A 14523-nucleotide genomic window follows, 5' to 3' on the forward strand; every position below is an offset into this window, starting at 1 on the left:
CGGGCAAGACGTGTCCGTTCATACGACCCTCGGCAGAACTTATGCGGTTCTTATAGGGTCGGTCCCTCCCGCTCGTGGGGATCTCCTGGACTGTGACGGAGCGTTAGATGGCGTCGTACTGCCCGCACTGTGGGGCACCAGCCCCCGATGAGGCCCGCTTCTGCATGAAGTGCGGGAAGGAACGCCTCCCGGACCCGCCCGCCCCCGACGCACCACCGGTTCCGGACACACCGCCCGCCCCGGCGGAGGCCCCCGCCTCACCGCCTCCGCCCGCCTACACCCCTGCCCCGGCCTCCGCCCCGGCCCCCACCGCCCCCTCTCCCGTCGGCGCCTTCCTCGGCCGTGCGTTCCGCGGCGACTGGGCCGGGTCCGCGCAGGCCGCGCTCTGGCCCTTCGCGCTGCTCCTGCTCGGGGGCCTCTCCCTCGCCATCCCGTCGTACGGCCAGGGCGACGAGACGGTCATCGGCTTCACCGACCGCCTGCGGATCGCCCTCGCGCTGCTCCTCCAGTCGGTGGGCGGCGGCTTCCATCTGACGGGCCATGAGCAGCGGCCGACCCTCGGCGGGTCGGACGGACTCGACACGGGTTCGGACGGCTTGACCTCGGGCGGCCTGGGCTCAGGCGGCCTGGGCTCGGACGGTCTGGGTTCGGGTGGCCTGGGCTCGGACTCCTCGGACGCCGTGCTCGAAGGCACGGCCTCCCTGCACTTCGTCCCGCTCACCGTGACCGCGCTGTGGATCGTGGCACTCCTCATCGGCGTACGCGTCCTGCGCACCCGCCTCCTCGCACGCGGGTACGGACAGCAGGGCGGTGGCACGGCCGGTCTCGAAGCGACCGTGCGGGTCTCGCTGCTGGCGTGCGTCGGCGTCCTCGTACTGGCGCTCTTCGCGCAGCCGGAGATCGAGGGCGTCGAACTGTCGTCCTCCCCGCTGCTCGCGGCGCTCGGCGCACTCGGCATCGCGCTCGTCGTCTCCTGCGGAGTGCTGCACCGCGTCGACCCGCTCCAGGCCGCCGCACGCCCCGGCGTCCAGGCCGCCCTCCGGGCCGCGGGGACCGCGCTGCGGGCCCTGGTCGTCGTCCTGGTGCTCTGCTCCGTCGTCGCCTTCATCAGCCTGGCCCAGGCCGACGACCTGGGCGAGCTGTCCGACCTCGACGACGACGGCGTCTCGCCGCTCCTGGTCGCGCTGCTCATCCTGCCGAACCTCGCGGTCGCGGCCCTCGGCATCGGCTGGGGCGCGGGCGCCGAGTTCTCCGTGAGCGGCAGCAGTTCGCTGTACGGCGGCGGGTACCGGAGCAAGTCCTTCGGCCTCTCCGAACTGGGCGACGCCACCAACGACTGGGCGGTCGTCGGCGCGTTGGCGCTCGGCCTCGTCTGCGCGCTGACGCTCGGTGTCCTCGCCGCCCGGCGCTGCGCGAGCCGGGGCGAGCAACTCCTGGCCGCGGCCGTCTTCTTCGGGCTCGTCCTGTTGCTCGCCGCGGTCGGCGGCCTCGGCCTTGAGGCGTCCGGCGCGGTCACCGGCGACTCGGGGCTGGGCGGGGCCGGCGGCAAGGGCGGCGTGGAGATCGGGCTCAGTGTCCCGGAGGTCCTGCTGTTCGGGCTGCTGTGGGTCTTCCCCGCCGCGCTGCTCGGGCCGTACCTGCTGCGGATGGCGGGGCAGAGCGGCGCTCCGGCCGCGCCCGCGTACGCACCGGCGGTGCCGCCGGTCCCGGGGGCCGCCCCGGCCGGGCCGTCCGCCGCCGAAACCGCCGCGCTCGTCACCCAGTCGGCACCCCCCGGCCCCACCGGCCCCGCCACCCCTTCCGCCCCCGGCACGCCCGTCCACACGTACGGCCCGCACGCCGTGCAGCTCGTCCCGCAGTCCCCCGCCGCCGCCAAGCCGCGCGGCCGGGCCGGGGTGTGGGCGGCCACGCTCGCCGGGGCCTTCCTCATCGGCGGTGGCGCGACGGCCGGCGTCCTTATCTGGCAGGACAACAACGACGACAAGGCGGGTGACGCGGGCAAGGACGACAAGCCCGCCGTCAGCCGGTCCGAAGCGCCGAGCACGGAGCCGAGCCAGGAACCGGGTCCGTCCGCCCCGCCGACCACGCCGAGCCAGGAACCGAGCGACAGCGCGGACTCCGAAGCCGTCGACGAGGCCGAGGTGCCCGAGGGCTCCGAGCGGGTGACGGACCCCGAGAAGTTCTCCTTCGCGGTCCCCGAAGGGTGGACGCGGCAGTCCGTGAACCCGGAGCGGCCCGGACAGATCACCTATGCCGGGTCGACCGGGCGGGAGGAGTTCCTCGTCGGCGTCGTGAAGGACGCGCCCTACACCTCGTACGAGAACTTCACGGACATCGAGAAGCACACCAAGACCGCCTCGGACAAGTCGGACTACCGGCGGATTCGGCTGGAGCGGAACACCTTCCAGGGGCAGGACGGCGCCATCTGGGAGTACACGTACACGGACGAGGCGGACCGCACGATCCACGCCATCAACCAGAGCTACGTCGCCGAGAACGGCACCGAGTACGCCATCCAGCTCTCCTGGCGCGAGGACTTCTGGCCCGCGGGCGAGGGCGCGAAGACGCACCGGACCGCCCTGAAGACCTGGCGGCTCACGGACTGACCCTCCCCCGAGCGAGTCGCGCGCCTCGACCAAAGCTCATACATGTCCTACAGCGTGAGCCGGAAGCAGTGCGCCAGGCGCCGCTCCGCGCCCGTCCCCGGCCTGGTGAACGTCTCGCTCAGCACCATGCCGAGCCGCCGCGCCACCGCGGCGGAGCGCTCGTTGCCGGCGTCGACCACCGCCGTCACGGCGGGCACGCGCGCCGCCCGCAGCCGCTCCAGCGTGGCGTGGGCGGCCGCGGTCGCGTACCCCTTGCCCCAGGCCGCGCGGGCCAGCCGCCAGCCGATCTCTATCTCCCCGGTCGGGCCCCAGTCGCGGGGCCAGGGCTGGGCGCCCGCGAAGCCGATCGGCTCACCCGCCTCGTCCAGCAACGTCCACAGGCAGAAGCCCAGTTCGGCGTCGTGTCTGCGCTGCCGGGCGGTCAGCTCCTCGTACATGGAGAGTTCCGCGGGCGCGCCGCCGAGGAACTCCATGACCTCGCGGTCGCGGAAGAGCCGGTGCCAGGCGAAGGCGTCCTCGTGGGTGGGGACGCGCAGCCGCACCACGGGGAGGTGCGGGGCGGGCAGGGTCTCGGTCTGCTCGGTCACGTGTGGCCCTTCGGCTGGCTGGTCGGTACCGCCTCATAGACTGCCCATATCCCGTGCCGGTCGGCACATAGATTTCGAGCCTGGGGAGAACCCGCCGTGACCGAGCCCCTCTCCGAACACACAGCGGACGTCATCGTCGTCGGAGCCGGGCCCGCGGGTTCGACGACGGCGTACTACCTGGCGAAGGCCGGGCTCGACGTCCTCCTCCTGGAGAAGACCGCGTTCCCGCGCGAGAAGGTCTGTGGTGACGGGCTCACCCCGCGCGCCACCAAGCAGCTCGTCTCCATGGGCATCGACATCTCCGAAGAGGCGGGCTGGCTGCGCAACAAGGGCCTGCGCATCATCGGCGGCGGTGTGCGGCTCCAGCTGGACTGGCCCGAGCTGGCCTCGTACCCCGACTACGGCCTCGTACGCAAGCGCGACGACTTCGACGAGCAGCTCGCCCGGCAGGCACAGAAGGCGGGCGCCCGGCTGTACGAGCGGTGCAACGTGGGGGAGCCGGTCATCGACGACCGCACCGGCCGCATCACCGGCGTGCACGCCAAGCTCGGCGAGGAGAAGACCCCGGTCACCTTCCACGCCCCGCTGGTCGTCGCGGCCGACGGCAACTCCTCGCGCATCTCGCTGGCCATGGGGCTGCACCGGCGCGAGGACCGCCCGATGGGCGTCGCCGTGCGGACGTACTTCACCTCGCCCCGCCACGACGACGACTACCTGGAGTCCTGGCTGGAGCTGTGGGACCGCCGCGGGCCCGGCGAGGACCGGCTCCTGCCCGGCTACGGCTGGATCTTCGGCATGGGCGACGGCACCTCCAACGTCGGCCTCGGCATCCTCAACTCCTCCAAAGCCTTCCGCGAGCTGGACTGGCGCGAGGTCCTCAAGGCGTGGTGCGCCTCGATGCCGGAGGACTGGGGGTACACCCCGGAGAACATGACGATGCCGATCCGCGGCGCGGCCCTGCCGATGGCCTTCAACCGCCAGCCGCACTACACCAAGGGCCTGCTCCTGGTGGGCGACGCGGGCGGCCTGGTCAACCCGTTCAACGGCGAGGGCATCGCGTACGCCATGGAGTCCGGCCAGATCGCGGCCGACGTCATCGTGCAGGCACACGCGCGTGCCACCCCGGCCCAGCGCGAACTGGCCCTCCAGAACTACCCGCAGACGCTCAAGGAGACCTACGGCGGCTACTACACGCTGGGCCGCGCCTTCGTGAAGCTCATCGGCAACCCGAAGGTCATGAAGATCGCCACGCAGCGCGGTCTGACGCACCCCGTCCTGATGAAGTTCACGCTGAAGATGCTGGCCAACCTCACCGACCCGACGGGCGGCGACGCCATGGACCGCATCATCAACGGCCTGAGCAAGGTGGCACCGAAGGCGTGAGCGACGGGCGTCTCGCCCCAGGTCAGACCCTCATCGCCCGATTTGCCCACCCGTCGGAGGCAAGGCAGGCTGACGTCATGATTTTCATCGCCGTCAAGTTCACCGTCCGCCCCGAGCACGCCGACACCTGGCTGGAGCGGACCGCCGAATTCACCCGGGCCACGCGCGCCGAGCCCGGCAACCTCTTCTACGAGTGGTCGCGCAGCGTCGACGACCCCAACCAGTTCGTGCTCCTGGAGGCCTTCGCCTCGCCCGAGGCGGGCGCCGCGCACGTGAACTCCGACCACTTCAAGGCCGGCATGGAGACGATGTCCGAGGCGATCGCGGAGGTCCCGCAGATCATCAACACGGAGATCGAGGGCGACGACTGGTCGCGGATGGCGGAGCTGTCGCCGAAGAACAGCTAGCAGTTCCCCTCTGGAACGGCTGTACGGCCGTCTGAGGGCACGCCAAGGGCCGGAACCCCACCCGGGGGTTCCGGCCCTTGGTACATCGCTCTAAGGGGCCGTCAGAGGACGCGCACGGCGCCCGAGGCCGGGTAACCCGACAGGTCCTGGATGACAACGCCCTTGCTGGGGTTGGCGGCGTCCAGGTACTGGCCGTTGCCGATGTACACACCGACGTGGTACGCGGAGCCGGCGCCACCCCAGTAAAGGATGTCGCCCACCTGGATGTTGGAGAGCGCGACCGGCGTACCGGCGACCGACTGGTCCTGCGAGACGCGCGGAAGGTCCACGCCCGCCTGCTTGAACGCGGCCTGCACGAGGCTGGAGCAGTCCCAGGCGTTCGGACCCGAGGCACCCATCACATACGCGTCGCCGAGCTGCGCCTTGAGGAAGCTGATGACCGTGCCGACGCTGCCGCTGGCCGGGGCGACCGAGTCGGAGGCGGTGGCGGCGGAGGCGCCGGAGCCGGAGGTCGACTGGGTGGAGAGCGTGGTGCGCTCGGTGTCGCGGGAGGCGCGCTCCGCCTCGGCCTTCTTCTTCGCGGCGGCCTCGGCCTTGCGCTTGGCCTCGGCCTTCTTCTCGGCCTGCGCCTGGTCTTCCTTGGCCTGCTTGGCGGCCTTGGCGGCGGCGGCGTCCTGCTCGGCGCGCGACTCGTAGGTGTCGGCGGCCTGCTGGGTGGCGTCCGCCGACTGCGCGATCTGGGCGGTCAGATCGGCGGTCAGGGTGGGCATCTCGATGGTCTCGGACACCGGCTCGGCCGCGTTCGCCGTACCGGCCGCCGCGGCCACTGCCAGGGTGCTGAGGACGCCACCGGCAACTCCGGCCCGCAGGGCCATCTTGGAGGCGCTGCGACGGGGCTTCCGGTGGCTGGGTATGTGAGCGGTGTGGGACATGGGAACAACCGCTATCAGGGACACACGGTTCCCTTCAAGAAACGTGTGGTGCGCCACAGTTGCCGTTTCGGGCCCTGAATCCCGGGCGTGTCGCTCCTTATTGACGCCGTAACGGGCAATGCGGACACGGCCGATCACGCCTGTGATCAAGGGTTTTCTGAGATACGCCCGAATTGCTCCCGGACTACCACCGGTTGAGGCAGATGGCCAAGCCCGGTTGATTGGGGGGTGGGGGAGGTGTGGCGCAGGTCACACGCGTCCCTTGCGGGAAGCTCTCGGGGGTCTCCCCGAGAGCTCGCCGAGACCTCCCTGAGATCTCCCGTACTTTTCGGCTGCCCGTCAGGTGGCTCCCGAACCCTCTCCGTCTCCGGTCCGACAGGGGCGCGCGCTCGTGAATCGGTGCACGCGTCCACATCTGTCCACATCTCTGCCGCCAAAGTGTGAACGCGGCGCCTTTATCAAGTGATCACGTCCAGCGCCAATTTGCGTGCCATGGCCACCTCTTGATAGAGCGACACCCCTTCGACCAGCGATGACGCGCCAAGATGTCACCTCTGGTGATCACTCAGGTGCTTCGCGTACGAAGATCACCGCTCATCCGACTTCATGATCCTTCGTCAGGTGGTGGAGATCACAAAGCCGTTGTCGCGCCCCGTGTCGCAGATCACAGACCGCCGGGCATAAGATGCGGGGCAGTTGGGCTTGTGACCTGCTTCACATGTAAGCGATCTTCAGTGGGAGCCGGGGCCCGGTCCGACGTAACCGCCAACAGTCAGTGCCGACTGAGAGGAGCGAGGAGCGTGAACGCCTATGCGCCCATCCTCGTGCTGGGAGCCCTCGGGGCAGGCTTTGCGATCTTCTCCGTGGTCATGGCCACGCTTATCGGTCCAAAGCGGTACAACCGCGCGAAGCTAGAGGCCTACGAGTGCGGTATCGAGCCGACGCCGACGCCGGCCGGCGGTGGGCGATTCCCCATCAAGTACTACCTGACGGCGATGCTCTTCATCGTCTTCGACATCGAGATCGTCTTCCTCTACCCCTGGGCCGTCACCTTCGACGCGCTGGGGATTTTCGGGCTCGTGGAGATGCTGCTCTTCGTGCTCACCGTCTTCGTCGCGTACGCGTACGTATGGCGGCGTGGCGGCCTGGAATGGGACTAAAGGTCTGAGGGGCCAAAGAGCATGGGACTCGAAGAGAAACTGCCGAGCGGTTTTCTGCTGACCACCGTCGAACAAGCCGCGGGCTGGGTGCGCAAGTCATCCGTCTTCCCCGCCACGTTCGGCCTCGCGTGCTGCGCCATCGAGATGATGACGACGGGTGCGGGGCGGTACGACCTGGCGCGCTTCGGCATGGAGGTCTTCCGCGGCTCACCGCGCCAGGCGGACCTGATGATCGTGGCCGGCCGGGTCAGCCAGAAGATGGCGCCGGTGCTGCGACAGGTCTACGACCAGATGCCCAACCCCAAGTGGGTGATCTCCATGGGAGTGTGCGCCTCGTCGGGTGGGATGTTCAACAATTACGCGATTGTGCAGGGTGTGGACCATGTCGTCCCCGTTGACATCTATTTGCCCGGATGCCCGCCGCGGCCCGAGATGCTGATGGACGCGATTCTCAAGCTCCACCAGAAGATCCAGGGCGGCAAGCTCGGCGTGAACGCGGAAGAAGCGGCCCGCGAGGCGGAGGAGGCGGCCCTCAAGGCGCTCCCCACCATCGAGATGAAGGGGCTGCTGCGGTGAGCGACGCGCACGACAAGCGCCCGAACGACAAGCGCCCGAACGACAAGGGCCCGAACGACAAGGGCCCGAACGACAAGGGTGCCGACAAGAACCTGAACGGCAACGGCCTGCCCGCCCCGCGCGACGCGGCCGGCGAGGTCATCCGCGTACGCAAGGGCATGTTCGGCGCCGAGAACGGCGGCGACACCACCGGCTACGGCGGCCTCGTCCGGACCATCGCGCTGCCCGGCGCCTCCGCGCGCCCCTACGGCGGCTGGTTCGACGAGGTCGCGGACGAACTGGAAGGGGCCCTGGAGGAACAGGGCCTCCTCCCGGAGAACGCGATCGAGAAGACGGTCGTCGACCGCGGCGAGCTGACCTTCCACATCGCGCGCGAGCACCTCGTCCGCGTCGCCCGGACGCTGCGCGACGACCCGGCCCTGCGCTTCGAACTGTGCACGGGCGTCTCCGGCGTGCACTTCCTGGAGGACAAGGGCCGCGAGCTGCACGCCGTCTACCACCTGCGCTCGATCACCCACAACCGGCTGATCCGGCTCGAGGTCAGCGCCCCCGACGCCGATCCGCACGTCCCCTCGCTGGTCTCCGTCTACCCGACGAACGACTGGCACGAGCGCGAGACGTACGACTTCTTCGGGCTGATCTTCGACGGTCACCCGGCCCTGACGCGGATCATGATGCCGGACGACTGGCAGGGCTTCCCGCAGCGCAAGGACTACCCCCTCGGCGGCATCCCCGTCGAGTACAAGGGCGCCCAGATCCCGGCTCCGGACCAGCGGAGGTCGTACAGCTGATGTCTGCTTCTCACGCTTCCGCTCGGGAGACGACCGAGGGGACCGTATATACGGTCACCGGCGGCGACTGGGACGAAGTCGTCCAGTCCGCCGCGAAGGCCGACGACGAGCGCATCATCGTCAACATGGGGCCCCAGCACCCCTCCACCCACGGCGTGCTCCGCCTGATCCTGGAGATCGAGGGCGAGACCGTCTCCGAGGCCCGCTGCGGCATCGGCTATCTGCACACGGGCATCGAGAAGAACCTCGAGTACCGCACGTGGACGCAGGGCACGACGTTCGTCACGCGCATGGACTATCTGACGCCGTTCTTCAACGAGACGGCGTACTGCCTCGGCGTCGAGAAGCTCCTCGGCATCGAGGACCAGATCCCCGACCGCGCCTCGGTCATCCGCGTGCTCCTCATGGAGCTCAACCGCCTCTCCTCGCACCTGGTGTGCATCGCCACCGGCGGCATGGAGCTGGGCGCGACCACGATCATGATCTACGGCTTCCGAGATCGTGAACTGATTCTCGACATCTACGAGTTGATCACCGGCCTGCGGATGAACCACGCGTACATCCGGCCCGGCGGACTCGCCCAGGACCTGCCGCCCGGCGCGGTGGACCAGATCCGCGAGTTCGTGAAGAAGATGAAGAAGAACCTCCCCGAGTACGACAAGCTCGCCACCGGGAACCCCATCTTCAAGGCCCGCATGCAGGACGTCGGCTATCTCGACCTCGCCGGCTGCATGGCGCTCGGCGCCACGGGCCCGGTCCTGCGCTCGGCGGGCCTGCCGCACGACCTGCGCAAGGCCCAGCCCTACTGCGGCTACGAGAACTACGACTTCGAGGTCCCGACCGCGGACACCTGCGACTCCTACGGCCGCTTCCTGATCCGCCTCGAAGAGATGCGCCAGTCGCTGCGCATCATCGAGCAGTGCCTGGACCGGCTCGCCCCGGGCCCGGTGATGGTCGCCGACAAGAAGATCGCCTGGCCCGCACAGCTGGCCCTCGGCCCGGACGGACTCGGCAACTCCCTCGACCACATCAAGAAGATCATGGGCACCTCCATGGAGGCCCTGATCCACCACTTCAAGCTGGTGACCGAGGGCTTCAGGGTGCCGGCCGGACAGGCGTACACCGCGGTCGAGTCGCCCAAGGGCGAACTCGGCGTGCACGTCGTCTCCGACGGCGGCACCCGCCCCTACCGGGTCCACTTCCGCGACCCGTCCTTCACCAACCTCCAGGCCATGGCGGCGATGTGCGAGGGCGGCCAGGTCGCCGACGTCATCGTCGCCGTCGCGTCCATCGACCCCGTGATGGGAGGCGTCGACCGGTGACCACCACTCCGTCAGAGAAGGCCGCGGGCGTCAGCCTGGGCATGCCCCAACTCCCCGCCCCCGACTACCCGGCCGACGTACGGGCCCGGCTCGAGGCGGACGCCAAGGAGATCATCGCCCGCTACCCCGGATCGCGGTCCGCGCTCCTGCCGCTGCTGCACCTGGTGCAGTCCGAGGAAGGCCACGTCACCCGCACCGGCATGCAGTTCTGCGCCGACGTGCTCGGCCTGACCACGGCCGAGGTCACCGCCGTCGCGACCTTCTACACCATGTACCGGCGCAAGCCCTCCGGTGACTACCAGGTCGGGGTGTGCACCAACACGCTCTGCGCGGTCATGGGCGGCGACGCGATCTTCGACGAACTCAAGCAGCACCTCGGCGTCGGCAACGACGAGACCACCGAGGACGGCAAGATCACGCTCGAACACATCGAGTGCAACGCGGCCTGCGACTTCGCCCCCGTGGTGATGGTCAACTGGGAGTTCTTCGACAACCAGACCCCCGAGTCCGCCAAGCAACTCGTCGACGACCTGCGCGCGGGCGTGCCGGTCGAGCCCACCCGCGGCGCGCCCCTGTGCACGTACAAGGAGACCGCCCGCATCCTCGCCGGCTTCCCCGACGAGCGGCCCGGCGCCGTGGAGGCGAGCGGCGGCGCGGGCCCCGCCTCCCTGATCGGACTGCGCCTGGCCAAGGGCGAGGCGCCGCAGCGACGCGTGGTCCACCCGCGCGCGGGAGGGCCGCAGGACGAAGGCCCCCACACGGGCACACAGGACGCCGCCGAGCACCTCAGCTCGCACGACGCACCGCAGCAGACCTCGGCATCCGACCCGGCCCACCCGGCCGGACCGACCGCCGAGGAGGGGGAGTGATGACCTTGGCAGCCGAGATCGACCACGAGACGAGCCCGGAGAAGCTGCTCGCGCCGGTTCTCTCCGCCTTCTGGGACGAGGAGAAGCCCTGGACGCTGGAGACCTACCGGCGCCACGACGGGTACGAAGGCCTGCGCAAGGCGCTCGCCATGGCGCCGGACGACCTCATCGCGTACGTGAAGGACTCGGGCCTGCGGGGCCGGGGCGGCGCCGGATTCCCCACCGGGATGAAGTGGCAGTTCATCCCGCAGGGAGACGGCAAACCGCACTATCTAGTTGTCAACGCCGACGAGTCGGAGCCGGGGACCTGCAAGGACATCCCGCTCCTCTTCGCGAACCCGCATTCCCTCATCGAGGGGATCGTGATCGCGTGCTACGCGATCCGGTCGTCGCATGCCTTCATCTATCTGCGGGGCGAGGTCGTCCCCGTGCTGCGCAGGCTGCACGAGGCCGTCCGCGAGGCCTATGCGGCGGGCTACCTCGGCAAGGACATCCTGGGCAGCGGACTCGATCTGGAACTCACCGTGCACGCGGGCGCGGGCGCGTACATCTGCGGTGAGGAGACCGCGCTGCTCGACTCGCTCGAAGGCCGCCGGGGCCAACCGCGACTGCGTCCCCCCTTCCCGGCCGTCGCGGGCCTTTACGCATGCCCCACTGTGGTGAACAACGTCGAGTCCATCGCGTCGGTTCCCGCGATCCTCCACCGCGGAAAAGACTGGTTCAAATCGATGGGCAGCGAGAAGTCCCCGGGCTTCACGCTCTACTCGCTCAGCGGCCACGTCACCAACCCCGGCCAGTACGAGGCCCCGCTCGGCATCACGCTGCGCCAGCTGCTCGACATGAGCGGCGGCATGCGGGCCGGGCACCGGCTCAAGTTCTGGACGCCCGGCGGCTCCTCGACGCCGATGTTCACCGACGAGCACCTCGACGTGCCCCTCGACTACGAGGGCGTGGGCGCCGCCGGTTCGATGCTCGGCACGAAGGCCCTCCAGTGCTTCGACGAGACGACGTGCGTCGTGCGCGCCGTGACGCGCTGGACCGAGTTCTACGCCCACGAGTCCTGCGGCAAGTGCACGCCCTGCCGTGAAGGGACGTACTGGTTGGTGCAGTTGCTCCGCGACATCGAGGCCGGCAAGGGCGTCATGGCCGACCTCGACAAGCTGAACGACATCGCCGACAACATCAACGGCAAGTCCTTCTGCGCCCTGGGCGACGGAGCGGCCTCACCGATCTTCTCCTCGCTGAAGTACTTCCGGGAGGAGTACGAGCAGCACATCACCGGCGGGGGCTGCCCCTTCGACCCGGCCAAGTCGACTCTCTGGGCCGACCGGCCCGCTGGAAACGCGCAGGTGAACGCATGACAGTGACCACGAACAGCGCTCCCTCCGGGGGCGGGGAGGCGGCCGTCCCGCCGGAGGACCTCGTCTCGCTGACGATCGACGGCATCGAGATCAGCGTCCCCAAGGGCACGCTGGTGATCCGCGCCGCCGAACTCCTCGGCATCGAGATCCCCCGGTTCTGCGACCACCCGCTGCTCGACCCGGCGGGTGCCTGCCGCCAGTGCATCGTGGAGGTGGAGGGCCAGCGCAAGCCGATGGCGTCCTGCACCATCACCTGCACCGACGGCATGGTCGTGAAGTCGCAGCTGAGCTCGCCGGTCGCCGAGAAGGCGCAGCGCGGCGTGATGGAGCTGCTGCTCATCAACCACCCGCTGGACTGCCCGGTGTGCGACAAGGGCGGCGAATGCCCCCTGCAGAACCAGGCGATGCAGGTCGGTGACCCGGACTCCCGCTTCGACGGCAAGAAGCGGACGTTCGAGAAGCCGGTGCCGATCTCCACGCAGGTGCTGCTGGACCGTGAGCGGTGCGTGCTGTGCGCGCGCTGCACCCGCTTCAGCAACCAGATCGCCGGCGACCCGATGATCGAACTCATCGAGCGCGGCGCCCTCCAGCAAGTCGGCACAGGCGAGGGCGACCCCTTCGAGTCGTACTTCTCCGGGAACACCATCCAGATCTGCCCGGTCGGCGCGCTGACCTCGGCGGCGTACCGATTCCGCTCCCGCCCCTTCGACCTGGTGTCGTCGCCGTCGGTGTGCGAACACTGCTCGGGCGGCTGCGCGAGCCGCACCGACCACCGCCGCGGCAAGGTCATGCGGCGCCTCGCGCAGGAGGACCCCGAGGTCAACGAAGAGTGGATGTGCGACAAGGGACGCTTCGCCTTCCGCTACGCCCAGCGGCCCGACCGGCTCACCAACCCCCTGGTGCGCAACGCCGCGGGTGACCTGGAGCCCGCCAGCTGGCCCGAGGCCCTGGCGGTCGCGGCCCGTGGTCTGGCCGCCGCGCGCGGCCGGGCGGGCGTGCTGACCGGCGGCCGGCTCACCGTGGAGGACGCCTACGCGTACAGCAAGTACGCGCGCGTGGCGCTCGACACGAACGACATCGACTTCCGCGCGCGCGTGCACAGCAGCGAGGAGGCCGACTTCCTCGCCGCACGGGTGGCCGGGCGGGGCCGGGACCTCGACGGGAGCGGCGTCACGTACACCGCCCTGGAGAAGGCGCCCGCCGTCCTGCTCGCGGGGTTCGAGTCCGAGGAGGAGGCGCCCGGCGTCTTCCTGCGGCTGCGCAAGGCCTGGCGCAAGCACGGCCAGCGCACCTTCTCCCTGGCGACGCACATGACCCGCGGCCTGGAGAAGGCGGGCGGCACGCTGCTGCCCGCGGCTCCCGGCACCGAGACGGAGTGGCTGGACGCGCTCGCCGCCGGGGTGGGGCTCGCGGACGACGCGGCCAGGGCCGCCGAGGCGCTGCGTACGCCTGGCGCGGTCATCGTCGTAGGGGAGCGGCTCGCGGCCGTGGCCGGCGGGCTCACCGCCGCTGTCCGCGCCGCCACCGCGACCGGCGCCCAGCTGGTGTGGATTCCGCGCAGGGCGGGGGAGCGGGCCGCCGTCGAGGTGGGCGCGCTGCCGTCGCTGCTGCCCGGCGGGCGTCCGGCCACCGACCCGCGCGCGCGGGACGAGGTCGCGGCCGCCTGGGGCGTCGCCGAACTCCCGCACCGCTACGGCCGCGACACCGGCCAGATCATCGAGGCCGCGGCGACCGGCGAGCTGGGCGCGCTGCTCGTCGCGGGCGTCGAGGTCGCCGACCTGCCCGACCCGGCACGCGCGCGTGAGGCGCTCGAAGCGGTCGGCTTCCTGGTCTCGCTGGAGCTGCGGCCCAGCGAGGTGACGGAGCGGGCGGACGTCGTCCTCCCGGTGGCCGCGGTCGCGGAGAAGCCGGGCACTTTCCTCAACTGGGAGGGACGTGCACGGATGTTCGACGCCGCGCTGAAGCCGGACCAGATGACCCGCAGGCTGGCGCCCACCGACGCGCGCGTGCTGCACATGCTGGCCGACGCCGGGGACGTCCACCTCGGCCTGCCCGACCTGGTGACCCTCCGCCGCGAGCTGGACCGGCTCGGCGGCTGGGACGGGCCGTACGCGGACGGGCCCCGCGAGACGGCGGCACAGCCGCCGCGGCCCGCCTCCGGTGAGGCCGTGCTCGCCGGGCACCGGCTGCTGCTCGACCAGGGCCGCCTCCAGGACGGCGACGAAGCGCTGGCCGGTACCCGGCACGCCGCCCACGCGCGCGTGTCGGCCGCCACGGCCGCCGAGGCGGGCGTCAAGGACGGCGACCTCCTCGCGGTCACCGGCCCGGCCGGGTCGACCGCGCTGCCGCTCCAGGTCACGCCGATGCCGGACCGCGTGGTCTGGCTGCCGCTGAACTCGACCGGGGGAGGCGTCACTTCGGACACCGGCGCACGCCCCGGCGACCTCGTCCGTATCGGCCCGGCGGTCCCGCCGGAGTCCACTGAGGCCCCGGAGGTGACGTCGTGACGCACACCGTGGTGCCGCTTGC

The 14523-nt window shown here is 70.5% G+C and carries 12 protein-coding genes; 10 read left to right on the forward strand and 2 right to left on the reverse strand.

Going from position 1 to position 14523, the window contains the following annotated elements; all coding sequences use genetic code 11:
• Nucleotides 1-107 precede the first annotated feature (107 nt).
• Nucleotides 108-2606: a zinc-ribbon domain-containing protein gene (locus tag J2N69_RS21565; RefSeq protein WP_269075621.1), complete on the forward strand. Its 2499-nt coding sequence runs from the start codon at nucleotides 108-110 to the stop codon at nucleotides 2604-2606.
• Between the two features lie 47 nt (nucleotides 2607-2653).
• Here the strand turns inward: J2N69_RS21565 and J2N69_RS21570 are convergent, their stop codons facing one another.
• A complete protein-coding gene (locus tag J2N69_RS21570) occupies nucleotides 2654-3193 on the reverse strand; it encodes a GNAT family N-acetyltransferase (protein ID WP_230902240.1) in 540 nt (179 codons plus the stop codon).
• A 96-nt stretch (nucleotides 3194-3289) separates the two neighbouring features.
• Between J2N69_RS21570 and J2N69_RS21575 the strand changes: the two genes are divergently transcribed.
• Entirely contained in the window at nucleotides 3290-4576 is a 1287-nt protein-coding gene (locus J2N69_RS21575; protein WP_230902241.1) for a geranylgeranyl reductase family protein, read from the forward strand.
• Nucleotides 4577-4653: 77 nt separating this feature from the next.
• Nucleotides 4654-4983 carry a putative quinol monooxygenase gene (locus J2N69_RS21580; RefSeq protein WP_127911060.1) on the forward strand — a complete coding sequence of 110 codons (330 nt, stop codon included), beginning with the start codon at nucleotides 4654-4656 and terminating at the stop codon, nucleotides 4981-4983.
• A gap of 101 nt (nucleotides 4984-5084) precedes the next feature.
• Here the strand turns inward: J2N69_RS21580 and J2N69_RS21585 are convergent, their stop codons facing one another.
• Nucleotides 5085-5915 carry a C40 family peptidase gene (locus J2N69_RS21585; RefSeq protein ID WP_230902242.1) on the reverse strand — a complete coding sequence of 277 codons (831 nt, stop codon included), beginning with the start codon at nucleotides 5913-5915 and terminating at the stop codon, nucleotides 5085-5087.
• 800 nt (nucleotides 5916-6715) lie between these two features.
• Here J2N69_RS21585 and J2N69_RS21590 point away from each other — a divergent pair.
• The 7 genes from J2N69_RS21590 to J2N69_RS21620 all read left to right on the forward strand — a co-directional run bounded on the left by J2N69_RS21590 (nucleotide 6716) and on the right by J2N69_RS21620 (nucleotide 14501).
• Nucleotides 6716-7075, forward strand: a complete 360-nt coding sequence (locus J2N69_RS21590; RefSeq protein WP_003992243.1) for an NADH-quinone oxidoreductase subunit A — start codon at nucleotides 6716-6718, stop codon at nucleotides 7073-7075.
• 21 nt (nucleotides 7076-7096) lie between these two features.
• A complete protein-coding gene (locus J2N69_RS21595; protein ID WP_127911059.1) occupies nucleotides 7097-7651 on the forward strand; it encodes a NuoB/complex I 20 kDa subunit family protein in 555 nt (184 codons plus the stop codon).
• A 92-nt stretch (nucleotides 7652-7743) separates the two neighbouring features.
• Entirely contained in the window at nucleotides 7744-8442 is a 699-nt protein-coding gene (locus J2N69_RS21600) for an NADH-quinone oxidoreductase subunit C (RefSeq protein ID WP_230904812.1), read from the forward strand.
• Nucleotides 8442-9764, forward strand: coding sequence for an NADH-quinone oxidoreductase subunit D (locus J2N69_RS21605; RefSeq protein WP_230902243.1), 1323 nt, complete (start codon nucleotides 8442-8444; stop codon nucleotides 9762-9764). Before J2N69_RS21600 ends, J2N69_RS21605 begins: the two co-directional genes overlap by 1 nt.
• On the forward strand, nucleotides 9761-10633 hold the full coding sequence (gene nuoE, locus J2N69_RS21610) for an NADH-quinone oxidoreductase subunit NuoE (RefSeq protein WP_230902244.1): 873 nt from the start codon (nucleotides 9761-9763) through the stop codon (nucleotides 10631-10633). The genes J2N69_RS21605 and nuoE overlap by 4 nt, the downstream gene beginning before the upstream one ends.
• On the forward strand, nucleotides 10633-11994 hold the full coding sequence (gene nuoF, locus J2N69_RS21615) for an NADH-quinone oxidoreductase subunit NuoF (RefSeq protein WP_205039491.1): 1362 nt from the start codon (nucleotides 10633-10635) through the stop codon (nucleotides 11992-11994). The genes nuoE and nuoF overlap by 1 nt, the downstream gene beginning before the upstream one ends.
• Nucleotides 11991-14501 (forward strand): NADH-quinone oxidoreductase subunit G, encoded by a 2511-nt coding sequence (locus tag J2N69_RS21620; RefSeq protein ID WP_230902245.1) that lies wholly within the window; start codon nucleotides 11991-11993, stop codon nucleotides 14499-14501. The genes nuoF and J2N69_RS21620 overlap by 4 nt, the downstream gene beginning before the upstream one ends.
• The last annotated feature ends 22 nt before the right edge of the window (nucleotides 14502-14523 follow it).

It is taken from the genome of Streptomyces huasconensis, assembly GCF_021028635.1.
Classification (GTDB): Bacteria; Actinomycetota; Actinomycetes; order Streptomycetales; family Streptomycetaceae; genus Streptomyces; species Streptomyces huasconensis.

What these genes read in the sequence shown, in the direction of transcription:
- J2N69_RS21580 (WP_127911060.1), top strand. Translation starts at nt 4,654, where the DNA reads ATGATTTTCATCGCCGTCAAGTTCACCGTCCGCCCCGAGCACGCCGAC.
- J2N69_RS21595 (WP_127911059.1), top strand. Translation starts at nt 7,097, where the DNA reads ATGGGACTCGAAGAGAAACTGCCGAGCGGTTTTCTGCTGACCACCGTC.
- J2N69_RS21620 (WP_230902245.1), top strand. Translation starts at nt 11,991, where the DNA reads ATGACAGTGACCACGAACAGCGCTCCCTCCGGGGGCGGGGAGGCGGCC.
- nuoF (WP_205039491.1), top strand. Translation starts at nt 10,633, where the DNA reads ATGACCTTGGCAGCCGAGATCGACCACGAGACGAGCCCGGAGAAGCTG.
- J2N69_RS21565 (WP_269075621.1), top strand. Translation starts at nt 108, where the DNA reads ATGGCGTCGTACTGCCCGCACTGTGGGGCACCAGCCCCCGATGAGGCC.
- J2N69_RS21585 (WP_230902242.1), bottom strand. Translation starts at nt 5,915, where the DNA reads ATGTCCCACACCGCTCACATACCCAGCCACCGGAAGCCCCGTCGCAGC.
- J2N69_RS21605 (WP_230902243.1), top strand. Translation starts at nt 8,442, where the DNA reads ATGTCTGCTTCTCACGCTTCCGCTCGGGAGACGACCGAGGGGACCGTA.